The 25153-nt window shown below is 70.8% G+C and carries 26 protein-coding genes; 16 read left to right on the forward strand and 10 right to left on the reverse strand.

Translation table 11 applies throughout. The features are described from left to right. Positions 1-18: 18 nt before the first annotated feature. Positions 19-1350, reverse strand: coding sequence for an aminotransferase-like domain-containing protein (locus SACXIDRAFT_RS03965; RefSeq protein ID WP_006237192.1), 1332 nt, complete (start codon positions 1348-1350; stop codon positions 19-21). A 68-nt stretch (positions 1351-1418) separates the two neighbouring features. Here SACXIDRAFT_RS03965 and SACXIDRAFT_RS03970 point away from each other — a divergent pair, with 68 nt between their 5' ends. The 3 genes from SACXIDRAFT_RS03970 to SACXIDRAFT_RS03980 all read left to right on the forward strand — a co-directional run bounded on the left by SACXIDRAFT_RS03970 (position 1419) and on the right by SACXIDRAFT_RS03980 (position 4202). Then, positions 1419-2240 (forward strand): alpha/beta fold hydrolase, encoded by an 822-nt coding sequence (locus SACXIDRAFT_RS03970; protein WP_006237193.1) that lies wholly within the window; start codon positions 1419-1421, stop codon positions 2238-2240. Positions 2241-2458: 218 nt separating this feature from the next. Beyond that, a complete protein-coding gene (locus SACXIDRAFT_RS03975) occupies positions 2459-3112 on the forward strand; it encodes a hypothetical protein (protein WP_006237194.1) in 654 nt (217 codons plus the stop codon). A 76-nt stretch (positions 3113-3188) separates the two neighbouring features. Next, positions 3189-4202 (forward strand): iron-containing redox enzyme family protein, encoded by a 1014-nt coding sequence (locus SACXIDRAFT_RS03980; RefSeq protein ID WP_006237195.1) that lies wholly within the window; start codon positions 3189-3191, stop codon positions 4200-4202. Between the two features lie 32 nt (positions 4203-4234). On the opposite strand, the gene SACXIDRAFT_RS03985 is transcribed toward SACXIDRAFT_RS03980, so the two are convergent. From SACXIDRAFT_RS03985 to SACXIDRAFT_RS04005, 5 genes are read right to left on the reverse strand one after another with little or no spacing between them, the layout of a single operon-like run. Continuing rightward, a complete protein-coding gene (locus tag SACXIDRAFT_RS03985) occupies positions 4235-4465 on the reverse strand; it encodes a CDGSH iron-sulfur domain-containing protein (RefSeq protein WP_006237196.1) in 231 nt (76 codons plus the stop codon). After that, positions 4437-5090 (reverse strand): HemK2/MTQ2 family protein methyltransferase, encoded by a 654-nt coding sequence (locus SACXIDRAFT_RS03990; protein ID WP_040922033.1) that lies wholly within the window; start codon positions 5088-5090, stop codon positions 4437-4439. Before SACXIDRAFT_RS03990 ends, SACXIDRAFT_RS03985 begins: the two co-directional genes overlap by 29 nt. Before the next feature lie 4 nt (positions 5091-5094). After that, on the reverse strand, positions 5095-5358 hold the full coding sequence (locus tag SACXIDRAFT_RS03995; RefSeq protein ID WP_006237197.1) for a DUF4235 domain-containing protein: 264 nt from the start codon (positions 5356-5358) through the stop codon (positions 5095-5097). Further along, positions 5355-5636, reverse strand: coding sequence for a DUF3618 domain-containing protein (locus SACXIDRAFT_RS04000; protein ID WP_006237198.1), 282 nt, complete (start codon positions 5634-5636; stop codon positions 5355-5357). Before SACXIDRAFT_RS04000 ends, SACXIDRAFT_RS03995 begins: the two co-directional genes overlap by 4 nt. Beyond that, positions 5633-6046, reverse strand: coding sequence for a phage holin family protein (locus tag SACXIDRAFT_RS04005; protein ID WP_006237199.1), 414 nt, complete (start codon positions 6044-6046; stop codon positions 5633-5635). Before SACXIDRAFT_RS04005 ends, SACXIDRAFT_RS04000 begins: the two co-directional genes overlap by 4 nt. Before the next feature lie 197 nt (positions 6047-6243). Between SACXIDRAFT_RS04005 and SACXIDRAFT_RS04010 the strand changes: the two genes are divergently transcribed. The 4 genes from SACXIDRAFT_RS04010 to SACXIDRAFT_RS04025 all read left to right on the forward strand — a co-directional run bounded on the left by SACXIDRAFT_RS04010 (position 6244) and on the right by SACXIDRAFT_RS04025 (position 9442). Then, the gene (locus SACXIDRAFT_RS04010) at positions 6244-6687 is read left to right on the forward strand and encodes an ATP-binding protein (RefSeq protein WP_040922035.1); all 444 of its coding nucleotides are present in this window, start codon (positions 6244-6246) and stop codon (positions 6685-6687) included. Between the two features lie 48 nt (positions 6688-6735). Next, positions 6736-7170 carry a DUF4383 domain-containing protein gene (locus SACXIDRAFT_RS04015; RefSeq protein ID WP_006237201.1) on the forward strand — a complete coding sequence of 145 codons (435 nt, stop codon included), beginning with the start codon at positions 6736-6738 and terminating at the stop codon, positions 7168-7170. A gap of 96 nt (positions 7171-7266) precedes the next feature. Next, on the forward strand, positions 7267-8211 hold the full coding sequence (locus SACXIDRAFT_RS04020; RefSeq protein ID WP_006237202.1) for a glycosyltransferase: 945 nt from the start codon (positions 7267-7269) through the stop codon (positions 8209-8211). Between the two features lie 19 nt (positions 8212-8230). Beyond that, positions 8231-9442, forward strand: a complete 1212-nt coding sequence (locus tag SACXIDRAFT_RS04025; RefSeq protein WP_006237203.1) for a glycosyltransferase — start codon at positions 8231-8233, stop codon at positions 9440-9442. 46 nt (positions 9443-9488) lie between these two features. On the opposite strand, the gene SACXIDRAFT_RS04030 is transcribed toward SACXIDRAFT_RS04025, so the two are convergent. The 4 genes from SACXIDRAFT_RS04030 to SACXIDRAFT_RS04045 form a co-directional block, all read right to left on the reverse strand. Beyond that, positions 9489-12020, reverse strand: coding sequence for an ATP-dependent Clp protease ATP-binding subunit (locus tag SACXIDRAFT_RS04030; protein ID WP_006237204.1), 2532 nt, complete (start codon positions 12018-12020; stop codon positions 9489-9491). 72 nt (positions 12021-12092) lie between these two features. After that, positions 12093-12983, reverse strand: a complete 891-nt coding sequence (locus tag SACXIDRAFT_RS04035; protein WP_006237205.1) for a glycosyltransferase family 2 protein — start codon at positions 12981-12983, stop codon at positions 12093-12095. Beyond that, complete coding sequence (locus SACXIDRAFT_RS04040; RefSeq protein ID WP_006237206.1) at positions 12980-13810, reverse strand: glycosyltransferase family 2 protein; 831 nt, start codon at positions 13808-13810, stop codon at positions 12980-12982. Before SACXIDRAFT_RS04040 ends, SACXIDRAFT_RS04035 begins: the two co-directional genes overlap by 4 nt. Beyond that, on the reverse strand, positions 13807-14676 hold the full coding sequence (locus tag SACXIDRAFT_RS04045) for a polysaccharide pyruvyl transferase family protein (RefSeq protein ID WP_006237207.1): 870 nt from the start codon (positions 14674-14676) through the stop codon (positions 13807-13809). Before SACXIDRAFT_RS04045 ends, SACXIDRAFT_RS04040 begins: the two co-directional genes overlap by 4 nt. Before the next feature lie 61 nt (positions 14677-14737). Here SACXIDRAFT_RS04045 and SACXIDRAFT_RS04050 point away from each other — a divergent pair, with 61 nt between their 5' ends. The 9 genes from SACXIDRAFT_RS04050 to SACXIDRAFT_RS04090 all read left to right on the forward strand — a co-directional run bounded on the left by SACXIDRAFT_RS04050 (position 14738) and on the right by SACXIDRAFT_RS04090 (position 25074). Then, a complete protein-coding gene (locus tag SACXIDRAFT_RS04050; RefSeq protein WP_006237208.1) occupies positions 14738-15721 on the forward strand; it encodes an NAD-dependent epimerase/dehydratase family protein in 984 nt (327 codons plus the stop codon). A gap of 153 nt (positions 15722-15874) precedes the next feature. Continuing rightward, a complete protein-coding gene (locus SACXIDRAFT_RS04055) occupies positions 15875-17515 on the forward strand; it encodes a carbamoyltransferase family protein (RefSeq protein ID WP_006237209.1) in 1641 nt (546 codons plus the stop codon). Then, positions 17512-19020, forward strand: a complete 1509-nt coding sequence (locus tag SACXIDRAFT_RS04060; RefSeq protein ID WP_006237210.1) for an HAD-IIIA family hydrolase — start codon at positions 17512-17514, stop codon at positions 19018-19020. The genes SACXIDRAFT_RS04055 and SACXIDRAFT_RS04060 overlap by 4 nt, the downstream gene beginning before the upstream one ends. Next, positions 19017-20156 carry a glycosyltransferase family 9 protein gene (locus tag SACXIDRAFT_RS04065; protein WP_006237211.1) on the forward strand — a complete coding sequence of 380 codons (1140 nt, stop codon included), beginning with the start codon at positions 19017-19019 and terminating at the stop codon, positions 20154-20156. Before SACXIDRAFT_RS04060 ends, SACXIDRAFT_RS04065 begins: the two co-directional genes overlap by 4 nt. Further along, positions 20153-20716, forward strand: a complete 564-nt coding sequence (locus tag SACXIDRAFT_RS04070) for a D-sedoheptulose-7-phosphate isomerase (protein ID WP_006237212.1) — start codon at positions 20153-20155, stop codon at positions 20714-20716. The genes SACXIDRAFT_RS04065 and SACXIDRAFT_RS04070 overlap by 4 nt, the downstream gene beginning before the upstream one ends. Further along, entirely contained in the window at positions 20713-22116 is a 1404-nt protein-coding gene (locus SACXIDRAFT_RS04075) for a PfkB family carbohydrate kinase (RefSeq protein ID WP_006237213.1), read from the forward strand. The genes SACXIDRAFT_RS04070 and SACXIDRAFT_RS04075 overlap by 4 nt, the downstream gene beginning before the upstream one ends. Before the next feature lie 20 nt (positions 22117-22136). Next, positions 22137-22814, forward strand: coding sequence for an SDR family oxidoreductase (locus SACXIDRAFT_RS04080; protein ID WP_006237214.1), 678 nt, complete (start codon positions 22137-22139; stop codon positions 22812-22814). Further along, complete coding sequence (locus SACXIDRAFT_RS04085) at positions 22805-23839, forward strand: glycosyltransferase family 9 protein (RefSeq protein ID WP_006237215.1); 1035 nt, start codon at positions 22805-22807, stop codon at positions 23837-23839. Before SACXIDRAFT_RS04080 ends, SACXIDRAFT_RS04085 begins: the two co-directional genes overlap by 10 nt. After that, positions 23770-25074, forward strand: coding sequence for a UDP-glucose dehydrogenase family protein (locus tag SACXIDRAFT_RS04090; RefSeq protein ID WP_040922036.1), 1305 nt, complete (start codon positions 23770-23772; stop codon positions 25072-25074). The genes SACXIDRAFT_RS04085 and SACXIDRAFT_RS04090 overlap by 70 nt, the downstream gene beginning before the upstream one ends. Positions 25075-25153 lie beyond the last annotated feature (79 nt).

The raw sequence follows: 25153 nt of genomic DNA on the forward strand, positions 1-25153 counted from the left end.
GCCGTGAAACGGCTCGGCTCACTCCACGCGCTCGTCCTCGGGAGTCGCCCGGGCAAGGCTGGCCAGCACTCGCACAGCCGATTCCAGTGTGGACGGATCGGGGCCCGCGATCGCCAGCCGCACCGCCGAAGGGGCGTGCGACCTGCCGACGGCGAAGGCGCCGGAGGGGCTCACCGCGATGCCGCGCCGCACGGCCGCCGCCACGAACGTGTCGGCCCTCCATGGCTGCGGCAACTCCCACCAGCAGTGGTAGGCACGCGGATCACCCCGGACGTCGAACCCGTCGAGCGCACGCCGGACGATCTCCGAGCGCCGCACGGCATCGGCGCGCTTGCGTTGCTGGACCTCCGCCACGGTCCCGTCCTCCATCCAGTGCGTGGTCGCCACCAGCGTGAACCCCGGGGGTGCCCAGCCACCGGAACGCAACGCCGCCGCGACACGACCGTCCAGCCCGGCAGGCGTGACGAGGAAACCGAGCGTGAGACCGGGAGAGAACCGCTTCGACAGGCTGTCAACGAGGACCGTGCGCTCGGGCGCGTAGGCGGCGAGTGGAACCTCCTCGCGTAGGAAGGCGTAGATGGTGTCCTCGACCACGGCGATGTCCAGCTCCCGCAGTACGCCTGCCAGTTCGAGCCGACGCGACTCCGGCATCGTGACGCCGAGCGGGTTGTGCAGGGTCGGCTGCACGTAGAGCGCGTCGGGCCTGGCGTCCCTGACGGCGCCGGGCAGCAGCCCGTGTTCGTCGCAGGGCAGAGGAACGAGCATCACGCCGAGCCGGGCGGCGATGCCCTTCACCGCGGGATAGGTCAACGACTCGACGCCGAGAGTGCCACCGACATCGACGAGCGCCGACACCGCCGCGGCGATGGCCTGCCTGCCGTTGCCCGCGAACGACACCGTCGCCGGATCGGGAGTCCAGCCCGCGCGCGCGAGCACGGTGGTCGCGGCGGCACGAGCCGCGGGGGTGCCTGCCGTTCCCGTCGGCCGCAGTGCCTCGGCCAGCACGTCGGCGCGCAGCAGCCGATCGAATCCCGGCCGGAGTTCGTCCAGCGACTCGGGAAGCCCCGGAGGCAGGGAGATGTTGAGTTCCAGATCGACCCCTGCCTGGCTTGGTTCGGCGAGCGCGGGTTCCGGCCGGGTCCTCGCCGCTCTCACGTAGGTGCCACGCCCGACCTCGCCGACGACGAGCCCCCTGCGGGTGAGTTCCTGGTAGACGCGGCCCGCTGTCGAGATCGCGATGCCGTGGACGCGAGCGAACCTGCGCTGGGTCGGCAGTCGTTCGCCAGGGCGGAGCCGCCCGGCCACGATGTCGGCGGCCACGGCGTCGGCGAGGGATCGGTAGTCGCTCATTCCCGCATTATTGCACCGAGGTCAATGTTTTCATTGCATCGAGACATTGTCCTGGTTAGCGTCGGTGCATGCCTTCTCTCTCCCTGCCAGACGGCACGACTCTCGGCTACGACGACACCGGCCACGGCGATCCCGTCATCCTTCTGCACGGCCATCCGTTCGACCGCACGATGTGGCGGCCCCAGGTCGAGCGTCTCGCCGCCGAGGGGTTCCGCGTCGTCGTTCCCGATCTGCGCGGATACGGCACCAGCAGGCTCCCCACCACCGAGGACGCCGCGCCGGTGACGCCGTTCGATCGGCATGCCGCCGACCTCACCGCACTGCTCGACGAACTCGGCATCGACACGTTCGTCCTCGGCGGACTGTCGATGGGCGGCCAGCTCGTCATGGAGTGCCACCGGCACCTCGCCGACCGGATCGACGCCGTGCTGCTCGCCGCCACCTCGGCGCGCGCGGACACACCGGAGCAGAAGCGGGAACGCCTCGCGACGGCCGAGCGCCTGACCCGGGAGGGCATGAGCACGCTGCCTGGCGAACTCCTGCCGAGGATGCTGAGCGCCGAGAGCATCCGGGCGCTGCCCGCGACGACGAAGCACGTCCTGCGGATGATGCGCGCGACTCCACCGGACGGGGCGGCCGCGAGCCTGCGAGGCCGCGCCGACCGCGCCGACTACGTCGAGCATCTCGCCCACATCACGGTGCCGACCCTCGTCGTCGTCGGCACCGAGGACACCTACACACCCGTCGCGGAGGCGGAGCTGCTGCACACGCACATCGCGGGCTCACAGCTCGTCGTCCTCGACGGTGTCGGCCACCTGCCGAACCTCGAACGAGAGGTGGAGTTCGACGACCACCTCGTCAAGTTCCTGCGCACACAAAAGCGTTCCTGAACGAACATCAGGTACACAGTGGACGGACCAGAGCCCGAGAGAGGCGACGCGGTCCGTGACCCTCATCGTCGCGGAACGTGATCGGAGGGAACGAAATCCGGCGATTCTGTCACACCGAGCGCACTTTCCGGAACAATCCCTGACGGTGACAACGCTGCGTCATGATCTACGGTGAGACAGCTCAGCTCGCCTGATTCCGGTCCGGAAGGGCTCAGTACGTGGACAACGATGTGTCGGTGGCCCGGCTCTCCGACGATGAAGACTGGAACGATCGAACTCCACCGGGGCCAGGGTCGCGGCTGCGCGTGCTCGCGGTGATGGGAGCGGTGGTCGTCGGGTGCGGAGTCGCGGCCGTGGCGGTCAGTCTCACACCGGACGACGGTGAGGACCGCGCCGACGACGGCGACAGGATCGTGATCGTCGAGCCCAGCGACACCGCACGGTATCCCACCACCGGCGGCGTCGCTCCCACCTCGACCGGCGCCGTCTCCTCAGAGGTCACCCTTCCCGACGACGGGAGCACCGCCTCAGACAGCCAGGATGGCAACCTCGGCGGAGGCGGCTCCCCCGACGAGCCCGACGACGACGCCGAACCCGGCCAGGATGACGACGCCGGAGGCGGCGACAACCGCGGCAACGGCAACGGCAACGGCAACGGTGACGGCGACAACGGTGGCGGTCGCGGCGGCGACGGCGGTGGGAGGGACGACAAGCCCGGCGACAGCACCCCGCCCAGCACCTCGGGCAAACCCAGCCACACGAAGACGTCGTCGCCGGCTCCGACCTCGACCACCCCGCCAGGTGACGGCGGCGGTGACGACGATGACGACGATGACGACGACTGCCCCTGGTGGCATCCACGGTGCTGGTGACACCGGTGTACCCGGCGGGGCGCGAGGGTAGCCCGCTCGTGTGAGTACGAGCGTGGGCGCGCGGCCAGGAACCTCCGTGCCCGAACCGGACCCGGTGGCGACACTGCCGTTGCCGAGAGGACCGCTGTCGGCGGCCGTGGTGACGGCCTTGCGGGACACGCCGTCGGGCAGGCACCACCTTCCGCGGGACATCGGCTGCCCCGAACCTTACGGTGACGACCTCCAGCTCGCGTTGCAGACGTGCTACGAGCTGCACTATCGCGGCTTCGCCGACGTCTCACCGGACTGGGAGTGGGACCCCGGCCTGCTGCGCCTGCGTTCCTCGCTGGAACACCGCTTCCTCTCGGCCCTGCGCGCCGATGTGCCCGGCAGGGGCCGCGACCCCGACGTCGCCGCCGCGCTCGACGAACTGCTGATCGAACCCGTGAACGGAACCGGGTTGAGTCACTGGCTGCGCGCCGAGGGAACGTGGTCGCAGATGCGCGAGTACCTCGCGATGCGGTCGATCTACCACCTGAAGGAGGCCGACCCGCACGCCTGGGTCGTCCCGAGGCTGCGAGGGCAGGCCAAGGCCGCGCTGGTGGCCGTGGAGTTCGACGAGTTCGGAGGCGGCCGGTACGAACGCATGCACTCCCGGCTCTACGCCGATCTGCTAGAAGCGGCGGGACTTTCTTCCGGCTATCTCGGCTACCTCGAGCACGTGCCGCCGCAGGCGTTCGCCACGGTGAACCTGATGTCGCTGTTCGGTCTGCACCGGGGGCTTCGGGCCGCACTCGTCGGGCACTTCGCGGCCGCGGAGATCAGCACGGCGCCGAGCGCCCGCCGCATGGTCGAAGCCCTCGACCGGATGGGCGCCCCCGAACCGTGCCGCTTCTTCTTCGCCGAACACGTCGAGGCCGACGCGGTGCACGAGCAGGTCATGCGCCGCGAGGTGATCGGCGACCTGCTCGCGCGTGAGCCACGGCTGGCCGCCGACGTGGTGTTCGGCATCCAGGCGACGGAACTGCTGGAGTCGCACCTCGCCGACCACACGCTGCGCCAGTGGCGGAAAGGCCGCAGCGCCCTGCGGCTTCCCTTGCACGAAGGCTGACAGCACCCGTCAAAACCATCGGGACCATCGGGTCAGCGCCGCTTCCTGCGGTGGCTGGCGTCGCAGAACGGGTAGGTCCTGCTGCGCCTGCACGCGCACACCGCCACCTGGAAGCGATCCGAGACCACGGTGGTTCCGTCGTCGAGACACAGCTCGACGGGCCCCTCGATCAGCACGGGACCACCTGGCACCACGGTGACGCGCCTCGGCTGGGAATCGCGCCGGGGAGAACGCTCACGAGGCGTCTGCGACTCGGTCGGCACGGATCACCACCAACTCCTCCTCGCGTTGCCCTTCGGCGATCAGCCCACGCTGTTCGAGGTAACGCGCCCTGCGCCGCAGCACAGGCCCGAAGGGCACGGGCCTGCCCGCCACGACCGACGCCGCGAGCCCCGCACCCGCGAGTGCGGCGAGTGTGGCCTCGACACCGGACAACGACGACTGCACCAGCAGGAAACGACCCCGGTCGGACAGCAGGGCGGGAACCGCCGCGCAGAGCGGATCGATGACCGCGCGCCCGTCGCTGCCCGCGTCCCAGCGGGGCGACCGGCGACGACCACCGGGCCACGGGACGTACGGCGGGTTGGCGAGTACGAGGTCGAACGGTCCCTGAGGGGGCGCGGAGGAGACATCACCACGGTGGACCGTGACCGGAAGCCGCCGCACACGCGTGTTGACCCACGCCGCCAGCAATGCCCGCCGCGACACGTCGAGGGCGGTGACCTCGGCCGCCCCCGCGGCCGCCGCCGTCACGGCGAGCGCGCCCGTCCCCGTGCCGACGTCGAGCACCCTGGCGCGGGGTGGCAGCGTCACCTCGGTGAGGGCCTCGGCGAGCAGATCGGTGTCGTCCTGCGGCCGGTACACACCGGGAGGACGCACCAGCATCATGCGCCTACTCGTTGCCTGGCCAGGCACCGGTCGCCTTCTCGTAACCCGCGGCACCGGCCCGGTCCACCGCCGCCTTCACCGCTCCCACGACAGCCCCCTGCGCCGCGGCCGCCGCCACGACCTGCCATGCCGAGAACGTCCTGTCGGTCGCCCTCGGCGCGCGGTCCTCGCCCGTCAGCCGCCGCCAGACCTGCCGGAACACGGCACTGGCCAGCAGGCCACCACCCACGCTGACCACGAGGCTCAGCGGCCGGTACAGCGCCTTCATCGCTTGATCCTCCACGTCAGCAGGCCACCGACGGCGAGGGTGAGCGCCGAGCCGCCTGCCGCGACGGCGACGGGGTTGGCCCGCATCGTATTCAGAGCAAGCCGCGAGCGATCCTGGAACTGTTCCCTGGCGCGCCTGCCGACGTCGAGTCGCTGCACCAGTTCCCTCGCCGTCTCCCCCAGCTCCTGCCGGGTGAGTTCGATGTCGGTGCGCGCCTGCTCCACCGTCTGCGGGAACTCGTCGTCGGGTGAGCCTGCCTGCGAGGTGGACGACATCATCGCCGCATCGTCTCCTTCACGATGTCGATGTCCTTGCGCACGCTCTCGATGGATTCCCTCGGCACGGGCGGGGTCGCCTTCCGTACCTGCCGCCTTCCGATGAGCGCCAGCAGCCCGGCCAGCGCCATCAGCGCACCGCCGACCACCAGAGCCGCAGCCCACGCGGGCATGACGAGAGCGAGTGCCAGGACAGCGGCCGCGATGAGGACCGCGAGGCCGAAGAAGGCCATCAACCCGCCCGCTCCCGCCATTCCCGCCCCGAACCCGAGCCGCTTGCCCTTCGTCTCCATCTCGGCTCTCGCGAGTTTCATCTCGTCGCGGACGAGCCTTGAGACCTGTGCGGAGAGGTCGTTGACGAGCTGTGCCACCGAACGCTGACCCACGGCGTCACGCTGTTCGTCGTACACCACGGCTTCCTCCCATTCGTCGGGCGCGGCGCTTGCGCGGCAGCACCGCTCGACGGTGGTCACCGTGTGCCCCGAAGGTGGCTGGCACAAACCTCGCGGGGCGCGGCGACGGAAACCGGAAACGTCGCGGCAACACGGCGGAATCGGGCGAGCCCATGGGTGAGTGTGGACATCCGTGGCGCGGGTATCCCGGCCACATCATGGCAAGACGTGAACTGGTGGACTGGTTCGGCCCGGGGTGCCACGGACCGATGGAACTGCGTGTGCCCGCCGATCCCCGGCACCTCGCGACGGTTCGCATGGTGGCGCAGGCGGTGGCCGCCCGCGAGGGGTTCGGCCCCGACGAGGTCACCGACATCGTCCTCGCGGTGGACGAGGCCTGCGCGACCCTGGTCCATGCTTCCGTGCCGGGGTCCCTGCTGACCTGCCGGTTGTCCGTCGCGTTCGGCACGCTGCGCGCCGACGTGTCCACCACGACCTTCTCCGGTGGCGTGCCGAACGCGCAGTCTCTCGGCTGGCGGGTGCTGGGCACCGTCACCGATTCCGTGTCGGCGTGGCGATACGACTTCGACCCGCAGCGGGGGGTGGATCGCGTTGTCCACATCGACTTCGCGAAGCAGGCCGCAGGAAGCATCTCCCGGTGACGGCGGCCGGTGACGGCGACGACCCGCGACGTCGGAAGGCGGCAAGACATGAGTCCTTCGGCACGAGCGCAACCGCCGGTGGCGATCCTGCGCGCCGCGGTCGGTGTGATCGGGCTGGCGTATCTGGTGCTCGGCATCGCCGGGTTCGCCATCGCGGGCTCCGACATGGGTTACGACGAAACCCGCACCGTGTGGGTGTTCGGGGTCAGCGGCCTGCTCAACATCGGGCACACCGGCGTCGGGGCGCTGGGCCTCGCCGCGACCCGCAACGAGGGAACCGTACGGGCCTTCGGCTGGCTGAGTTTCTTCGGTTTCGCCGGGCTGCTCGCCTACGGCATCCTGGCGGTCACCGTGTCACCGCTGGGCAACATCGCCAATGTCCATATCGCGAACGTGTGCCTTTACGGGGTGTCGTCCGTGCTGGGTCTGCTCCTCAGTATCGTTCCCAGCCGGGGCGCACCCGCGACCGGACACGCCACGTGACATCACCCCGCCTCGTCTTCACGATGGGTCATCGGCCTGCGACCGACCGCGCTGCGAACGGTTTAGCGCACACCGCGCACGGGCAACTTCGGTGACATGAGACTGCTCGTGTGGCACGTCCATGGTTCGTGGACAACCGCTTTCGTTCAAGGAAAGCACACGTACCTACTGCCCACTGTGGACGATCGAGGTCCGTGGGGACGCGGGCGTTGCGGGCGGGACTGGCCTGCCTCGGCCGTTGAGGTCCAGCCGGGCGAGCTGCGCGAGCACGACGTGGACGCGGTGGTGCTCCAGCGTCCCGAGGAGATCGAGCTGACCCACCGCTGGCTCGGCCGCCGACCAGGGGTTGACCTGCCAGCCGTGTACGTCGAGCACAACACCCCGAGGGAGCACGCGGCGACCACCCCGCACCCGATGGCGGATCAGGACACCGTTCCCGTGGTGCACGTGACCCACTACAACGAGCTGATGTGGGACAACGGGATCGCGCCCACAGTGGTGATCGACCACGGCATCGTGGACCCCGGACACCGATACACCGGCGAACTCCCCCGCGCCGCCGTGCTCATCAACGAACCCGTGCGCCGAGGCCGCGTCGTGGGGACCGATCTGCTGCCGGTGTTCGCCAGAGCCGCCCCCGTCGATCTCTACGGAATGGAGACCCAGGACGTCTCCGTGGACGGGGTCACGCCGGCCGGGGATCTGCCTCACGACGCCCTGCACACCGAGATGGCCCTCCGGCGCGTCTACGTACACACCGCGCGATGGACCTCACTGGGGTTGTCCCTGCTGGAGGCCATGCACCTCGGCATGCCCGTTGTCGCTGTCGCGTCCACGGAGGCGGCCACCTCGGTGCCGCCCGACGCCGGGCTTGTGTCCACCGATGTCGCCGACCTCACCTCCGCCGTCTCGGCTCTGTGTGCGGACCACGGCCTGGCCATGCGCATGGGCAAGTCGGCGCGCGAATACGCGCTGACGCGCTTCGGCCTCGACGCGTTCCTGCGCCGCTGGGACGTCCTGCTCGACTCACTCGCGCCCTGAACTTCCCGCAGGAGGCACGATGAAGATCTCGATGGTTTCCGAGCACGCCAGCCCGCTCGCCGCGCTGGGAGAGGTCGATGCCGGTGGCCAGAACGTGCATGTCGCGGAACTCTCGGCAGGCCTGACAAGAGCGGGACACGACGTCACCGTCTACACCCGCAGGGACAGCAGGGACCAGCCCGGCGAGGTCACCATGCCCGGCGGTTACCGCGTGGTGCACGTTCCCGCAGGCCCGGCGCGGCATGTGCCGAAGGACGAGCTGCTGCCGCACATGGGCGAGTTCACCCGGTTCCTGTGCTCCCAGTGGGAGCTGGATCGGCCCGACCTCGTCCACGCGCACTTCTGGATGTCCGGACTGGCTTCGCTGATGGCGGCGCGTTCCGTCGCCGTCCCTGTGGTGCAGACGTTCCACGCGCTCGGCGTGGTCAAGCGCAGGCATCAAGGTGCGAACGATCCGAGTCCAGCCGAACGGATCGGGCTCGAACGGCTCATCGGAAGGCATGCGGCCAGGGTGGCGGCGACGTGCTCCGACGAGGTGTTCGAACTGGTGCGGATGGGTCTTCCCCGGTCGCGCATGTCGGTGGTGCCGTGCGGGGTGGACCTCGACAGGTTCACTCCCTCCGGCCCGAGGGAGCCTCGGAACCACCGGTACCGCATCGTCGCGATGGGAAGGCTGGTACCGCGCAAAGGTTTCGACGTCGCCATCGCCGCGCTGCGGTCGCTGCCCGAGGTGGAACTGGTGATCGCGGGCGGTCCGCAGGCAGGCAAGCTGTCGGAGGATCCCGAGGCGCTGCGCCTGCGGCGTTTCGCCGCCGAGACCGGGGTGGCCGACCGCGTGCACCTGACGGGGCAGATCTCGCGCGACGAGGTGCCTGCCCTGCTCCGCTCGGCTGACGTCGTGGTGTGCACGCCGTGGTACGAACCGTTCGGGATCGTTCCGCTTGAGGCGATGGCGTGTGGTGTTCCTGTGGTGGCCTCGGCGGTGGGCGGGCTGACCGACACCGTGGTGGATGGGGTGACCGGTATCCACGTGCCGCCGAAACGTCCTGACGCGGTGGCCGCGGCCGTGCGCAAGCTGCTGTCCGACGCCGCGCTGCGCGACGCGTACGGCATCGCGGGAGCCGACCGCGCCCGGTGCCGCTACTCGTGGGACCGCATCGCCACCGACACCCTGCGCGTCTACGAGCGCGTGGTACCCGCAGCCGCGCTCAGCGGCGAGGAAACGGGCTGAACCTCCCAGGAGTGCGCCCGCGCGAGGTGGTGGAGGGCGTGGCAGCTCAGGAACCCACCGGCGCGGCGACGTCGAAGGACAGTCCGCCGTCCCCCGCCGTCACGGTGACGCGGGAACCGGAATGCAGGTCGCCCTTGAGCAGCATCCGGGAGAGCACGTTGTCCACCTCCCGCTGGATCGTGCGGCGCAGCGGGCGCGCCCCGTATTCCGGTTGGTAACCGGCCTCCGCGAGCCAGCTCACCGCGTCGGGAGAGAATTCCACCTCGACCCCCTGCGCGTGTGCCTTACGGCGGGTCTCGCCGAGCAGCAAGGTGGTGACCTGCTGCAACTGCTCCGCCGACAGCTTGCGGAACACGATGATCTCGTCGATGCGGTTGAGGAACTCCGGCCGGAAGTTCTCGCGAAGCCGCCGCATCAGGCGTTCCCGCAGCGGGCTCTCCGTCTCGGCCTCGTCGCGCGGAGCGAACCCCAGCGCGCCCTGCGTACCGCTCAGCACGAGTTCCGAACCGATGTTGCTGGTCATGATCAGAACCGTGTTGGTGAAGTTCACCGTGCGGCCCCTGCCGTCGGTGAGGCGACCGTCCTCCAGCACCTGGAGCAGCATGTTGAACACGTCGGGATGAGCCTTCTCGATCTCGTCGAGCAGGATCACCGAGTACGGGCGCCGCCTCACGGCCTCGGTGAGCTGCCCTGCCTCCTCGTACCCGACGTATCCGGGTGGCGCGCCGACGAGCCTGCTCACGGTGTGCCGCTCGCCGTACTCCGACATGTCCAGCCGGATCATGCTCTCCTCGCTGCCGAACAGTGCCTCGGCCAGCGCCCGCGCGAGTTCGGTCTTGCCGACACCCGTCGGGCCGAGGAACAGGAAACTCCCCGAAGGCCGGTCGGGTTCGGCAAGCCCCGCCCTCGCCCTGCGCACGGACTCCGCCACCGCGGCCACCGCCTCGTCCTGGCCGACCACCCTCCCGTGCAGGTGTTCCTCCAGGCTCAGCAGGCGCTCCCGCTCCTCCTGCGTCAACTGCGCCACCGGAATGCCGGTGCTGCGCGACACGACCTCGGCGATGTCGGTGGCCGTGACCTCCGGTGCCTCGGACGGCCGCTCCTCCTTGCGCTGCTCCTCGATCCGGCTGCGCAGATCGTGGATCTCGTCCCGCAACGCCGACGCCCGCTCGTAGTGTTCCTCGCTCACCGCCTGGTCGCGGTCGCGGCAGAGCTGTTCGAGGCGGGACTCCATGTCGCGCACGCGCTCGGGCCAGCGACCGGAACGCATCCGCACCCGCGCGCCCGACTGGTCGATCAGATCGATCGCCTTGTCCGGAAGGTACCGGTCGGTGATGTAACGGTCGGAGAGCGTGGCCGCCGCGTTCAGCGCCTCGTCCGTGAACCGCACCTGGTGGTGCGCCTCGTACTGATCCCTGATCCCGTAGAGGATCGCGATCGTGTCCTCCACGTTCGGCTCGGGGACCAGGATGGGCTGGAACCGGCGTTCGAACGCGGGATCGTTCTCGATGTTCTCCCGGTACTCGTCCAGCGTCGTCGCACCGACGATGTGCAGTTCTCCCCTGGCCAGCGCGGGTTTCAGCATGTTGCCCGCACCCATCGAGCCCTCGGACGAACCCGCGCCCACCACGGTGTGCAGCTCGTCGATGAACACGATGAGTTTGCCCTGGTTCGCCCGCAGCTCGTCGAGCAGCTTCGTCATCCGCTCCTCGAAGTCACCCCGGTACCGCGTGCCCGCGACCAGTCCCGCGATGTCGAGCCGCACCACACGGCGACCCGCCATGGACTCGGGCACGTTGCCATCGACGACCCGCTGGGCGAGCCCCTCCACGATGGCCGTCTTGCCGACCCCCGCCTCGCCGATGAGAACCGGGTTGTTCTTCGTGCGCCGCGACAGCACCTCGATCGTCTGCTCGATCTCGTCGTCCCTCCCCACCACAGGGTCGATCTCCCCGTCGCGGGCCATGGCCGTGAGGTCCGTTCCGTACGTGTCGAGGGTGGGCGTCTCGCTGGCCTGCTCCTGCGGCTGACCTCCGTTGAGACCGGCGTGCGGCGGTGTCGCGGGGCCGGAGATCGCCCGCTGCATGGCCTCGGGATTGACGCCGGCCTCCGACAACATCAGACCCGCCCGCGAGTCGGGATTCGCCACGAGCGCGAGAAGGATGTGTTCCGGCCCGATGTAGGAGGATCGGAGCCCCCTTGAGATCTGGTGCGCGTCGAGCAGGGTGCGCTTGGCTCCTGGCGTGAGCGCGGGAGCCCCCTGCGGCGCTCGCCGCTCCGCTGCTTCCCGCTCGACCCGCCTCGCCAGCGCATCGGGGTCCGCGCCCGCCCGCTGGATCAGTTCCCTGCTTCCCGGGACGCGGGTCGCCGCCCACAGCAGGTGCGTCGAGTCCAGTTCGTGCTGACCCCAGTCGCCGACCTGCCGCACCGCCGCCGACACCAGCGCGAGTGCCTGCTCGCTCATGAGGCGCGTGATCCCGACGGCGTGCGGTCGCCGCCCCGGCATGGCGCTGCCGAAGAACTGGGCGAGCAGCTGGTCGAACGGGCTCGGGCCGAGGTCCCCGAAGAAGCCGGTCATCGACACACTCCCTCTCGACGGAGGTTCGCTTCTGTCCCCCCGCCTACCCGGTTGCGCACCCCGTCAACCCCGTCAACCGACGTAGCGGCGGGCGGTGGAGCGGCGCTGCGAGTCCTCCAGCGAGCGCAGCCCCTCCTCCACCGACAGCGGCACCACCCTGCGCTCCGCCAGCACCCAGGGCAACCCCCGCACCGCCTCGGCGACGGCGGCAAGGGTGGCGGTGTCCCGTGGCGCGGACCGCAGCACGTCCACGGTGCGGCGCGCGGCGGATCGTGCGGGTCTGCGCAGCCACAACGTCCACAGTGTGTTGCGGATACCGAGCTGGCGCCTCCGGCGTGGATCGCGCAACCGCGACGGCGCGTGGTGGATCACGATGCCGGGGTCCCAGCACATCCACCAGCCGTGCGCGGCGAGGTCGATGGCGAGCAACTCCTCCTCACCGCCGAGCCACATGCGTGGCGAGAACCCACCGACCTGACGGAACGCCGCGACCCGGAAGGTCGTCAACCCCGCCATCACCCCGAGCAGTGCCGGGCCGGGAAGCCAGTCCGGTCCCTTGACCGGGGAGTGCCGGAGTTCCGGAGTGATCGGGTCCTCCACCAGGTCCGGTTCCACGAGGCAACGACCCGTCACCGAAGCCAGCCCCGGATAGGTGTCGAGCACCTCGACGGCCCGCGTCAGCGCCCCCGGTTGCCAGCGGGTGTCGTCGTCGCAGAACGCGACATACGGCGTGTGGATCTGGCGCACCGCGAGGTTGCGGGCGAGCGCGCCGAGGTTGCGGTCGCAACGCAGCAGCGACACGTTCGGGAACAGGGTGGCGATCGCGTCGGCGGTGCCGTCGTCCGAGGCGTTGTCGGCGACCACGATCGGGGCGGCGTCCGGAAGGGATGTCATCGCCTCCAGCGTGCGCAGCGCCTCGTCGCGGCGATTGTGGGTGATCATGACAACGCTGACTTCGCTCATGCCAGCTCCCTGATCCGCCGCTCGACGTGGTCGGGAAGCCTGCGACGGGCGCCGAGAGCGCCGGGCAGCCTGCGAAGCGCCCCTGCCGCAGCGAGAGGATCGCGCAGCAGCAGCCCCGCCGTTCGCGCGCAGTCACCGGCAGGGCGCCGCATCCACGTGATCAGGACGTTGTTGCGCCGCTCGATGCGGCGCCGCCAGGACACCGAGGGCCGGTTGGCGGAAGGATGGTGGTGCGCGCGCAAGCGGTCCACGTAGCACAGCTCCCAGCCACGGGCGGCGAGGTCGTAGGCGAGCAACTTCTCCTCGGCCCCGAAATGCAGCAGCGGGTTGAAACCGCCCGCGTCGAGGAACGCGCTGCGCCGCACCACGGCTGAGCACGCGAGGAAACCCAGCACTCTCGGCCCCGGCAGATCCGGTGCGGTGCCCAGCGGGCTTCCCGCCATCTCGTCGCACACGGGGTCGCGGCGGCATTCGGGACCGACCAGGGTCGTCGCCGCGACGAGCCCCACTCTGGGGTAGGCGTCGAACAGGACTTCCGCCTGCGTCAGCGATCCCTGCGCCCACCACGAGTCGTCGTCGCTGAACGCCACGTACGGGGTGTCGGCCGCCTCGACGCCGAGGTTGCGCGCGGCCATGCCGACGTTCTCGGGAAGGCGGATCAAGCGCACACCGGGGAAGCCTGCACGCACACGGTCGGCCGTGTCGTCGGTGGACCCGTTGTCCACCACGATGATCGGCGGAACCGGGTTCAGCGCCCGCAACCTGGTGAGGGTGTTGGCGAGATCGCGGGCACGGTCCCTCGTGGCGATCACCACCGATGTCCTCATCGAAGGACCTCGCCGAGCAGTTCGGCGACCAGCGAGCCCTGGCATCCGGGCGGGGTGCGAGCTCCGCTGTCCACGCCCCTCGCCACGCACCAGCGCCACCACCGGTCGAGCGCGTCGGTGCCGAGTTCCTCGGCGCCCACCACGGCAGGCCACCCCAATGCCCGGCCCTGCGCCGCCACCTTCCCGCCACCCGCGACCGGGTCCACGGCGATGGCGGGCACACCGGCGCGCAGCGCGAGCACCAGTCCGTGCATGCGAGTCGTCACCACGACGTCGAGCCGCGCCACGAGTGACAGGAACTGGTCCGGTGTCGCGCAGTGCCGCCAATCGGTGCTGTCGAGCCGCGTGTCGAGGCTCACGCGTGCGCAGTCGAGGCCGGTGACCCAGTGCAGCAGTGTCTTGTGCACCTGCTCGTGCCTGCGGCGCCCGCCGTACTCGTACTGCCCCGGTGCGAGCATGATGCCGGCCACCGGAACCGTGTCGGTGTGCGCGGCGTAGGAGAGGTCTGGCTGCGTCTCGCCGAGGCCGTCGCGGGCGAGAATGCGGTGGAAACCGGCGGCCGCGGGGTTGCGGGGATCGATCACCGAGACGCCGACCGCGATCCGCCTGCACGCGGCGTACCGGTGGTGGAGCCACTCCACCTGCTCGCCGTGCGCGGGACCGCACGCGAAGACCAGGTGGGTGTAACGAGCGGGGTCCGCGTCGTCGAGATGCAGCGCGCCGGGCCGGAGTGTGGGACTCCACGCGGTGTCCACGCCGATGCCTGCCCCGTCGAGCGCGTCGGCGACCCGCCGCATGCTCAACACGTCGCCCGCGGTCGCCTCACCATGGAGGAAACTCGGCCATCCGGTCACCAGCACCCGCATGCCGGGCCTGTACCCGCTGGCAGAGCGTTTCACACCGAGCCGCAAGGGTAATCGAGCCCGCATGGTTTCTGCGGGTGAACACGTGATCGTCATCGGTGGTGCCGGATTCATCGGTTCCCATGTGTGCGAACGACTTCTGCACCGAGGGCATCAAGTGACCTGTGTGGACAGTCTGATCACCGGAAGCGCGGGCAACGTCTCCGTCTTGCGGCGCAGTGAGAATTTCCGGCTCGTCGAATTCGACGTGACCAGCCCCCTTCGGGAGTGGCCCGACATCGGTGTCCCCGGCTCCGTGTTCCACCTCGCCTCACCGGCCTCGCCACGGGATTACCAGCGGCTGCCCATCGAGACACTGCGAGTGGGAGCACGCGGAACCGAGAACGCGCTCGAACTCGCGACCCGCCACTCGGCGAGGTTCCTGCTCGCCTCGACGAGCGAGGTGTACGGGGACCCCGCCGAGCACCCGCAGCGCGAAAGCTACTGGGGCAACGTCAATCCCGTCGGACCCCGGAGCATGTACGACGAGGCGAAGCGGTACGCCGAAGCACTCGCGGTCGCCTACCACGCCAAGCGCGGCACGAACATCGCGATCGCGCGCATCTTCAACACCTACGGGCCGAGGATGCGCGCCGACGACGGGCGGATGATCCCCAACTTCATCACCCAGGCACTGTCCGGTGCGCCACTGACCGTGGCGGGAACCGGAACGCAGACCCGCTCGATCTGCTACATCGACGACACGGTCTCGGGGCTGCTCGCCCTGTGGCGCAGCGACCTCACCGGTCCCGTGAACATCGGCAACCCACAGGAACTGACCGTGCGGCAACTCGCCGAGGAGGTTCGCGCCATCACGGGAACCGCTTCCACCGTGACCACCGTCGCGGGCGCCGCCGACGACCCTCGTCGCCGCTGTCCGGACATCACGCTCGCCCGCACGGAACTCGGCTGGGAGCCGGAGATCGGGCTTCGCGAAGGCCTGCACCGCACGATCGCCTGGTTCGCCCGGAACACCGGCGGTGCCGAGAAGGCGGCCCGCACCGGCTGACCGGTCACGATTCCTCGCGACCGTCGTCGCTCACCACCAGTAGCGACGTCCTGGGGTTATGCCGTCCACCCGTTTAGGCGTCGCTTCAAGGGGTAGCGACATAGTGCCAGTCGCGACAGCGACTCCGGCACCCGATCCGGGAGGTGTACGCGAGTGCGGATACTCGGAATCAACGCCGTTTTCCACGATCCCGCCGCCGCCGTCGTCGTGGACGGGCGGATCGTCGCCGCGGCGGAGGAGGAGCGGTTCACCCGCCGCAAGCACGGAAAGTCACCGGTTCCGTTCTCCACATGGGAGCTTCCCGAGAGGGCCGCGAGATGGTGTCTCGACGAGGCGGGTCTTGACGTCCGCGAACTCGACGCCGTCGCGTACTCCTACGATCCCACGCTCGCCGATCACAGTCTCGACGGTGTGGACGCCGGAGGGTGGGAGAAACTGCGCACCCTCTACGCCAAACGGGCGCCCGCGTTCCTGGAAACGGCGTTACCAGGACTCGATCCGAGTATCGTCCGGTTCGTCCGGCACCACGTCGCGCACGCCGCGTCCGCGGCACTGGCCGCGCCGTTCGGCAACTGCGCCGTGCTCACCTCCGACGGCCGGGGCGAGGCGGAGTCGTCGGTACTCGGCGAGTACCGCGACGGCAAGTTCCTCGAACTGGCCCACCAGAGCCTTCCGCACTCACTCGGGCTGACCTACGAAAGCGCCACGGCACATCTGGGCTTCCAGCGGTCCAGCGACGAGTACAAGGTCATGGCGCTGGCCTCCTACGGCACCCCACGGTTCTATCCCGAACTGCGGGAGTCGGTCTTCTCCACCGGTGACGGCGGCTTCCGCACCGCGCGGATCGACTGGGAAAGGTTCGCCCCGGCCCGTGCGGCGGACGGTGAGTTCCTCGCCGAACACGCCGATCTCGCGGCCAGCGTGCAGAAGATGACCGAGGAGGTTCTGCTGGACCTCGCCGCGTGGTTGCACGAGCGCACCGGACACACCGACCTCGCCATGGCCGGCGGGACGGCGCTCAACTGCGTGGCGAACACGCGCCTTCACGACGAAGGCCCGTTTGACCGGATCTGGGTACAGCCCGCGGCAGGCGATGCGGGCACCGCACTCGGTGCCGCGCTCCAGCTCGCCGCCGACTTCGGCGAGACCATCGAACCCATGCCCGGGGCCGACCTCGGCAGGGGCTGGACGGACGACGAGCTGGAGACCTGGCTTCGGCGCGCGAAGGTTCCCTACCGGCGCTGCGACGACATCGCCGAGACTGTCGCCGCCGCGCTCGCCGACAACGCCGTCGTGGCGTGGTTCCAGGGTCGTGCGGAGTTCGGCCCTCGCGCACTGGGACACCGGTCGTTGCTCGCCAATCCCGCCCACGCCGGGAACCTCGAACGGCTCAACGACGTGAAGGGCCGCGAGCAGTTCCGGCCTGTGGCGCCGATGGTGCTCGCCGAACGTGCCGCCGAGCTGTTCTCGCGGGGCCCGATTCCCAGCCCGTACATGCTTTTCGTTCACGACGTCGCTCCACAATGGCGTGACCGCATCCCCGCTGTGACCCATGTGGATGGTACAGCGCGGATCCAGACCGTTGACGCCCGCGAGAAACCGCTGCTCGCGCGCATGCTGTCGGCGTTCGAACGCAGAACCGGCCTTCCCACCGTGGTGAACACGAGTTTGAACACGGCGGGGCGCCCCATGGTGGACGACCCGAGGGACGCGCTGGAGTGCTTCGGCTCCGCACCCGTGGATCTGCTGGCCATCGGGCCGTTCGCCGTGTGGCGTGAGGGAGGTACGGCATGAGCGGGCGGGATGACACCCTCGATCGTGCCCCCGCCTACAGCGTCGTCATCCCGACGACGGGCAGGGGCGGCCTGACCACGCTGTTGCGGGGCCTCGCTCACGGTGAGGGCCCGCCTCCCCGCGAGGTTCTCGTGATCGACGACCGGCCGCCGTCCCCCACCAGGAAACCTCTGGCGCTGCCCGACCTCGGGCTGCCGCTGCGGGTGCTCGACTCGGGCGGCAGAGGCCCCGCCGCCGCGCGCAACGTGGGCTGGAGGGCCGCGGACAGCGAGTGGGTCGCCTTCCTCGACGACGACGTGCTCACGGCGCGGGAGTGGCCGGCCCGGCTGGCCGACGACCTCACCGGGCTCGGCGACGACGTGGCCGCCTCCGTGGCGAGGATCGACGTCCCACTGCCCGACACCCGCAGGCCGACCGACGACGAGCGGGACACGCTGGCGCTGACCCGGTCGCGCTGGATCACCGCCGACATGGCGTACCGGCGGGAGGCGCTGGTGGAGGCCGGCGGGTTCGACGAGCGGTTCCCGAGGGCGTACCGGGAGGACGCCGACCTCGCGTTGCGTGTGCGGCGGGCGGGCTGGCGCATCTCCGAGGGCGACCGTGTCACGACACACCCCCCGAAGTCGGGCGGATTCTTCGCGAGCGTGCGGAGGCAGCGGGGCAACGCCGACAACGCGCTCATGCGCGCCAAGCACGGCGGGCACTGGCGGCACGAGGCGGGTGAGGGCCCCGGAAGGCTCGGCAGGCACGCGCTGGCGAGTGCGGCCGGGGTCGGGGCACTCGCGCTGGCAGCCGCGAGGGCGCCGCGAGCGGCGGCGCTGGCGGCGGGAGTCTGGGCCGGACTCACCGCCGAGTTCGCGGTCAGCCGGATCGCGCCCGGCCCCCGCACACCGCGTGAGGTGGCGAGGATGGCCGTCACGAGTGCGGTGATCCCTCCGGTGGCGTGCGCACACCGGCTCGCGGGCGAATGGCGGGTCCGGCGTGGCCGCGCGGTGTTGTTCGACCGGGACGACACGCTGATCGAGGACGTGCCGTACCTCGCCGATCCTGAGAAGGTCCGGCCCATGGCGGGAGCGGCCGACGCCCTGGCACTGCTGCGCGCCGAGGGCGTGCCGGTGGGTGTGGTGAGCAACCAGTCCGGTGTGGCAAGGGGACATATCACCGCCGAGCAGTTGCGCGCGGTCACCCGTCGCGTTGACGAACTGCTCGGGCCGTTCCAGACGTGGCAGCACTGCCCGCACGGGCCGGACGAGGGCTGCCCTTGCCGGAAACCCCGGCCCGCCATGGTGTTGCGGGCCGCCGCCGACCTCGGCGTTGACGTGCGGCGCTGCGTCGTCGTCGGTGACATCGGAGCCGATGTGGAGGCCGCGGTGACGGCGGGTGCGCGCGCGATCCTCGTGCCGACGGGACGGACACTTCCCGACGAGATCGAGCTGGCCCGCCGCCACGCGATCGTCGCACCCGACCTGCCCACCGCCGCGAGGATCGCGCTGGAGCTGGCATGAAGGGCCGGATCCTCGTCGCGCGCCTCGACAACATCGGCGACGTGCTGCTGGCCGGTCCCGCGGTGAGGGCAGTGGCGGCGCGGGCCGATCACGTGGTCCTGCTGGCGGGTCCGCGTGGCAGGGCAGGCGCGGAACTCCTGCCGGGTGTGGACGAGATCGTGGAGTGGTGCGCGCCGTGGATCGACCCCGAACCGCCCGCTCTCACGGGAGATTCGGTGAACGCCCTCGTCAAGCAGGTGCGGGACCTGCGGCTGGACGGGGCGTTCATCCTCACGTCGTTCCACCAGTCTCCGCTGCCGCTGGCGCTCGTGCTGCGGCTGGCCGGAGTCCCGTGGATCGGCGCGATCAGCGACGACTACCCCGGCTCGCTGCTCGACCTACGGCATCGCGTCGAGGAAGACCTGCCCGAGGCCGAACGCGCGCTGTCGCTGGTGACCGCCGCCGGTCTGCGGCTTCCCGACGGCGACGACGGCGCGCTCGCCGTGCGCCACCCGCTGCCGGACACCGGCGCGCTCACCGGCGAAGCCCCTTTCGTGGTGGTGCATCCGGCCGCATCCGTCCCCGCCCGGCAGCCGTCGTGGCAGCGGTCTGCCGACGCGGTGTCGGCGCTCGCCGAGGCGGGACACCGCGTCGTGGTCACCGGTGGGGTCGCCGAACGCGACCTGGTGACCCGCATCGTCGGCGCCGCTCGCGCCGATGCGGACGGTGCCGGTGAGATCGTCGATCTCGGTGGAGCGACGACGCTGCCCCAGCTCGCCTCCGTGATGGCAGCCGCCGATGTGGTGGTGGCCCCCAACACCGGTCCCGCGCATCTCGCGGCCGCCGTCGGCACCCCTGTGGTCTCCCTTTTCGCGCCTGTGGTCCCGAGCGCACGCTGGGCTCCCTACGGCGTGCCCAGAGTCGTGCTGGGAGACCAGAACGCACCGTGCAGGAACACCAGGGCGCGGCACTGTCCTGTCCCGGGACATCCGTGCCTCGCGATCGACGCGGCGGACATCGTCGAGGCCGTCGAGACCGTCAAGGCCGGCAACACCGTCAACACCGGCAACACCGTCGGAACGCTCGGCAGCACGGCGGGAGGCGATCGCGGCACCGCGATCCGCGCAGGCACGAAACCCACAGGAGGTGTGACGTGATCGAAGGGCATTTCCGCGCATTGGAGGGTGCGCTGCACCGGATGCGCGCCGCCGCGCCGACCATCGAGTCGTGGGCCGCGCACCTCGCCGGAGTGCTGACGGGCGGCGGCAGGCTCCTGGCGTGCGGCAACGGCGGCAGCGCGGCGGAGGCACAGCACCTCACCGGTGAGCTGGTCGGCAAGTTCCGCCACGACCGGCAGCCCCTCTCCGCCATCGCACTGCACGCCGACACCTCGGCTGCCACGGCGATCGTCAACGACTACGGCGAACACGAGTTGTACGCGCGGCAGGTGCGCGCCCACGGAAGGCCGGGCGACGTCCTCGTCGCGCTGTCCACGAGCGGGCGCAGCCAGAACGTCGTCACCGCGGCCAAGGTGGCACACGAACTCGGTCTGGTGACGTGGGCGCTCACGGGTCCGGAACCGAATCCGCTCACGGCGCTGTGTGACGACGCGGTCGCCGTCGATGCCACCCACGTGGCCACCGTGCAGGAGGTGCATCTCGCGGTCGTCCACGCACTCTGCGCGCAGCTCGACCGCACTCTGGGAGTGCCGGCATGAGGCCGCTCGTCGTGGTCGGTGACGCGCTGCTCGACACCGACGTCGAGGGCGGCGCCACGCGGCTGTGCCCCGAAGCGCCCGTGCCCGTGGTCGATGTGGAGGGTGAGTGGGTGCGGCCTGGCGGTGCGGGGCTCGCCGCGATCCTGCTCGCCACACACGCGACGCCGGGCGTGCGAATCGTGACAGCGCTCGGCGACGACGGCACGGGCCGCAGGCTCGCGGCGTTGCTGGCAGACGATGTCGAGGTGCTGCGGCTGCCGCTGCGGGGCGAGACGGTGCGCAAGACCCGCATCAGGGCGTCGGGACAGCCGGTGGCCCGCCTCGACAGCGGTGAGGGGCGCGCGGCGGACGCCCCGCTGCCGGACCGGGTTGTGCGCGCGATCCACGACGCTGGCGCGGTCCTCGTCTCCGACTACGGCCGGGGTGTGGCCGCCCATCCCGGGATGCGGCGGCTGCTCGCCGAGGCCGCTTCGCGCGTGCCGGTGGTCTGGGACCCGCATCCCCGGGGCGCTGCCCCCGTGCCGGGCTCGACGCTCGTGACACCCAACGAGCGGGAAGCACTCGCCATCGCCGCGGCAGTGGAGGGTTGTTCCGGCGCCGCCGACGCGGCGATGGCGCTGCGCCGACACTGGCGCTGCCGCACTGCGGCGGTGACGGTGGGCGCACGAGGCGCCGTACTCGCCACCGAGGACGGCACGACGCTGACCGTGCCCGTCCCGGACAATGCCACGCTCACCGGGCAGCGACTCGACACCTGCGGCGCGGGCGACCGGTTCGCGACCGCGGCCGTCACGGCTCTCGTCGAGGGCGCCGGTGCCGCCGACGCCGTGGCCACCGCCGTGGAGTCGGCGTCCCGGTTCGTCGCGGCCGGTGGTGCCTCGGCTCTGTCGAGACGAGCCGATGATCACGGTGCCACCGACGGCGGGCAGGAGCGGTTCTCGCCGGGTTCGTCCGTCGGCTGCTTCGACCTCGCCGAGTCCGTGCGACGGCGCGGCGGCCGACTCGTCGCCACCGGTGGCTGTTTCGACCTGCTGCATGCCGGGCATGTGAGCCTGCTGCGGCACGCGAGGTCGCTCGGGGACGCGCTCGTGGTGTGCCTGAACTCCGACGAGTCGGTCAGGCGGCTCAAAGGCCCCGGCCGCCCCGTCGTCACCGCCGCCGACAGGGCGAGACTGCTCAGCGAATTGTCCTCTGTAGACGGTGTGGTCGTTTTCGAGGAGTCGTCGCCCTCGACCGTGCTGGAACGGTTGCGCCCCGACGTGTGGGTCAAGGGAGGCGACTACACGGGCAGTGAACTCCCCGAGGCCGAGGTGGTGCGCAGGCACGGCGGTGAGGTGGTGCTCGTGCCCACCGTGGAGGGCTACTCCACGACCCGGCTGCTCCAGGAGGCAGGCAGGTGAAACGCGAACGAGGAGGCACGATGAAGGTACTGGTCAGTGGCGGATCGTCCGGGCTGGGAGCGGCGACGGTCCGGGAGGTCCTCGACGCGGGGGGCACCCCGCTCGTGCTCGACCGCAAACCGCCCGAAGCAGGCGGCGTGGACTACGCGCTCGCCGACCTCGCCGACACGGGGGCGACCGAGAACGCGGTCCGCGAGCTGGCTGAGCGGGCAGGCGGGCTCGACGCCGTGTTCACCGCGGCAGGCATCGACACCCCCGGGAGGCTGGACTCCGTGCCCACCGAGGGCTGGGAGCGGGTCGTGCGGGTCAATCTCCTCGGCACCGCCGCCGTCGTGCGGGCCGCGCTGCCCTATCTGGAACGCAGCAGGGGCAAGGTCGTCACCTGCTCCTCGACGCTCGGGCTGCGGTCGGTCTCCGACGCCACGGCGTACTGCGCGTCCAAGGCGGGAGTGGTCGCGTTCACCCGCGCGCTCGCCGCCGAGACGGCAGGCCGCATCGGAGTGACGCTGCTGGTACCCGGCGGCATGCACACCGCCTTCTTCGACGAAAGGGACGACCGGTACAAGCCGCCGGCCGACGCCAAGCTCAACGATCCGGCGAACGTGGCGAAGGCCGTTCTGCACGCGCTGCGGCAGCCGGAGGGCTGCGAGATCAGGGAACTCGTCGTCTGCCACTCCGAAGAGGGCTCATGGCCGTGACGCTGGTGCTGCGCGCGCTCGGGCTCGGCGACGTCCTCACCGCCGTGCCCGCGCTGCGTGCGCTGCACGGGGCAAGGCCGCACGACCGGCTCGTGCTGGCGGCACCCGCTCCGATGGCTCCCCTCGTACCGCTGCTGGTGCCGAGACCGGCAGCCGTCGAACTGCTGCCGACGCCCGGCCTCGCGGCGCTGCCCTCATCACCCGCGCTCCCCGCACTGCCGCCGATCGACCTCGCCGTGAACCTGCACGGCAGGGGTCCGCAGAGCATCGCCGACCTCGCGGCGACCCACCCCCTGCGGATGATCACCCACCGGCATCCGGACCATCCCCGGTTCGAAGGCCCCGAGTGGAGGGACGACCTGCACGAGGTGCACCGCTGGTGCGCTCTGCTCGACTTCTACGGCATCCCCGCCGACCCCACCGACCTGGAGCTGCTCTCACCGCCGCTGCCCAGCCCCGCTCCGGGTGCCGTGGTGATCCATCCCGGTGCGAAATCCGCCGCGAGGAGGTGGCCGCCTGACCGGTTCGCCACCGTCGCGCGCGCACTCGCCGACGACCTGTCCGGCACCGGAAGGCCCGTCCTCGTCACCGGCAGCGCGGGGGAACGCGGTCTGGCCACCGACGTCGCCGTCGCCGCGGGGCTCGGCCCCGACGCGGTGTTCGCAGGGCACGATCTCGCCGAACTCGCGGCTCTCGTGGCCGGGGCCGCTCTCGTCGTCTGCGGTGACACGGGAGTCGGCCACCTCGCCACAGCCTTCGGCACACCGTCGGTCCTGCTGTTCGGGCCCACCCCGCCCGAGGAGTGGGGACCTCCGGAGGGCAGGACGCCGCACGTCGTGCTGTGGGCAGGCACCAGCGGTGACCCCCATGCCACGACTCCGGACGCGGGACTGCTGCGGCTCACCGCCCCTGCCGTGCTGGACGCCGCGCGGACCCTGCTCGCGGGAGGTGAACCATGTCGCAACGCGTGGAAGAGCGAAACCGTCTCACCGTCGGCGTCGTCGGCACCGGCTACGTCGGACTGACCAGCGCCGCCTGCCTTGCCCACCTGGGCCACCGGGTCACGGGCGTCGATATCGACGCGGGCAAGGTCGCTGCCCTGTCCAGGGGCGAGATTCCCATCGCCGAACCCGGACTCGACACGCTGGTGGCCGAGGGCCTCGCCGAGGGCAGGCTCGCCTTCGCCACCGACCTGGCCGCGCTCTCGCGCGCCGACGTGGTGCTGCTGTGCGTGCCGACCCCCACAGGGCAGGACGGCACCTCCGATCTGCACGCGTTCGACGCCGCGGTCGAGGCGCTGGCCCGCGTCCTGTCCCCCGGCTGCGTCGTCGCGGTCAAGTCCACCGTGCCCGTCGGCACCACCACGCGCACCGAGTTGGCGCTCCGCCGTCCCACGGTGAACAACCCCGAGTTCCTCCGCGAGGGCCACGCCGCCTACGACTTCCTCAACCCCGACCGCATCGTCATCGGAGCGAGCGACCACGCCGCCGCCGACCGCGTCGCCGCCCTCTACGAGGGGCTGTCCGCCCCCGTGTTGCGCACCGACCCGGCCAGCTCCGAGCTGGCCAAGTACGCGAGCAACGCCTTTCTCGCCGTGAAGGTGTCCTACGTCAACGTGCTGGCCGAACTGTGCGAACGCCTCGGCGCCGACATCGCCGACGTGGCGAAGGCCATGCGTCTCGACCCGCGCATCGGCTCGGCGTTTCTGTCCCCGGGTCCCGGCTGGGGTGGCTCGTGCCTGCCGAAGGACACCAGGGCTCTGCTGCGCGCGGCGGGTGAGGCCGGTGTCGATTTCTCCGTTCTCGCCGATGCGATGGCGGCCAACCACCATCAGCGCGAGCGCGTGGTCGAGAAGGTCAGGCAGGCCGTCACCGGTTCGCCGGACGGCTCGCTGGAGGGACTGCGGCTCGGGCTGCTCGGGCTGGCGTTCAAGGCAGGCACCGACGACGTCCGCGAATCTCCCGCGCTGGCGGTCGCGACACGGCTCGCCGAGTGCGGCGCCGTGCTCACCGGCTACGATCCCGGACTCGGCCGCGCCGACCGCACCGGCGGTGTCGTCCAGCTCGTCGATGACGTCACGCTCGTCGCGAAGGACGCCGCGGGGCTGGTCCTGCTGACGGAGTGGCCGGAATTCCGCGACCTCGACTGGGCGCACCTCGCCGACCTCACCGACCGCGCCACGATCGTGGACACCCGCAACCTGCTCGATCCCGACGAGCTGGCCTGCGCCGGATTCGTGTACTTCGGGCTGGGGCGATGATCGCTGAATCCGATCGGCACAGAGAACACAGAGAAAAGCGCGGAACAAGTTCATGTTCCGCGCTCCTATCATATTGGCA

Source organism: Saccharomonospora xinjiangensis XJ-54, from assembly GCF_000258175.1.
Lineage (GTDB): Bacteria > Actinomycetota > Actinomycetes > Mycobacteriales > Pseudonocardiaceae > Saccharomonospora > Saccharomonospora xinjiangensis.

Bases quoted from the DNA above. Each gene is read 5' to 3' on its own strand.
- SACXIDRAFT_RS04075 (WP_006237213.1), top strand. From the start codon at position 20,713: ATGAGGCCGCTCGTCGTGGTCGGTGACGCGCTGCTCGACACCGACGTC.
- SACXIDRAFT_RS04020 (WP_006237202.1), top strand. From the start codon at position 7,267: ATGAGACTGCTCGTGTGGCACGTCCATGGTTCGTGGACAACCGCTTTC.
- SACXIDRAFT_RS04090 (WP_040922036.1), top strand. From the start codon at position 23,770: ATGTCGCAACGCGTGGAAGAGCGAAACCGTCTCACCGTCGGCGTCGTC.
- SACXIDRAFT_RS03970 (WP_006237193.1), top strand. From the start codon at position 1,419: ATGCCTTCTCTCTCCCTGCCAGACGGCACGACTCTCGGCTACGACGAC.
- SACXIDRAFT_RS04045 (WP_006237207.1), bottom strand. From the start codon at position 14,676: ATGCGGGTGCTGGTGACCGGATGGCCGAGTTTCCTCCATGGTGAGGCG.
- SACXIDRAFT_RS04065 (WP_006237211.1), top strand. From the start codon at position 19,017: ATGAAGGGCCGGATCCTCGTCGCGCGCCTCGACAACATCGGCGACGTG.
- SACXIDRAFT_RS04060 (WP_006237210.1), top strand. From the start codon at position 17,512: ATGAGCGGGCGGGATGACACCCTCGATCGTGCCCCCGCCTACAGCGTC.
- SACXIDRAFT_RS03965 (WP_006237192.1), bottom strand. From the start codon at position 1,350: ATGAGCGACTACCGATCCCTCGCCGACGCCGTGGCCGCCGACATCGTG.
- SACXIDRAFT_RS04015 (WP_006237201.1), top strand. From the start codon at position 6,736: ATGAGTCCTTCGGCACGAGCGCAACCGCCGGTGGCGATCCTGCGCGCC.
- SACXIDRAFT_RS04030 (WP_006237204.1), bottom strand. From the start codon at position 12,020: ATGACCGGCTTCTTCGGGGACCTCGGCCCGAGCCCGTTCGACCAGCTG.
- SACXIDRAFT_RS04035 (WP_006237205.1), bottom strand. From the start codon at position 12,983: ATGAGCGAAGTCAGCGTTGTCATGATCACCCACAATCGCCGCGACGAG.
- SACXIDRAFT_RS04010 (WP_040922035.1), top strand. From the start codon at position 6,244: ATGGCAAGACGTGAACTGGTGGACTGGTTCGGCCCGGGGTGCCACGGA.
- SACXIDRAFT_RS03990 (WP_040922033.1), bottom strand. From the start codon at position 5,090: ATGATGCTGGTGCGTCCTCCCGGTGTGTACCGGCCGCAGGACGACACC.
- SACXIDRAFT_RS04000 (WP_006237198.1), bottom strand. From the start codon at position 5,636: ATGATGTCGTCCACCTCGCAGGCAGGCTCACCCGACGACGAGTTCCCG.
- SACXIDRAFT_RS04025 (WP_006237203.1), top strand. From the start codon at position 8,231: ATGAAGATCTCGATGGTTTCCGAGCACGCCAGCCCGCTCGCCGCGCTG.
- SACXIDRAFT_RS04080 (WP_006237214.1), top strand. From the start codon at position 22,137: ATGAAGGTACTGGTCAGTGGCGGATCGTCCGGGCTGGGAGCGGCGACG.
- SACXIDRAFT_RS03995 (WP_006237197.1), bottom strand. From the start codon at position 5,358: ATGAAGGCGCTGTACCGGCCGCTGAGCCTCGTGGTCAGCGTGGGTGGT.
- SACXIDRAFT_RS04050 (WP_006237208.1), top strand. From the start codon at position 14,738: ATGGTTTCTGCGGGTGAACACGTGATCGTCATCGGTGGTGCCGGATTC.
- SACXIDRAFT_RS04040 (WP_006237206.1), bottom strand. From the start codon at position 13,810: ATGAGGACATCGGTGGTGATCGCCACGAGGGACCGTGCCCGCGATCTC.
- SACXIDRAFT_RS04085 (WP_006237215.1), top strand. From the start codon at position 22,805: ATGGCCGTGACGCTGGTGCTGCGCGCGCTCGGGCTCGGCGACGTCCTC.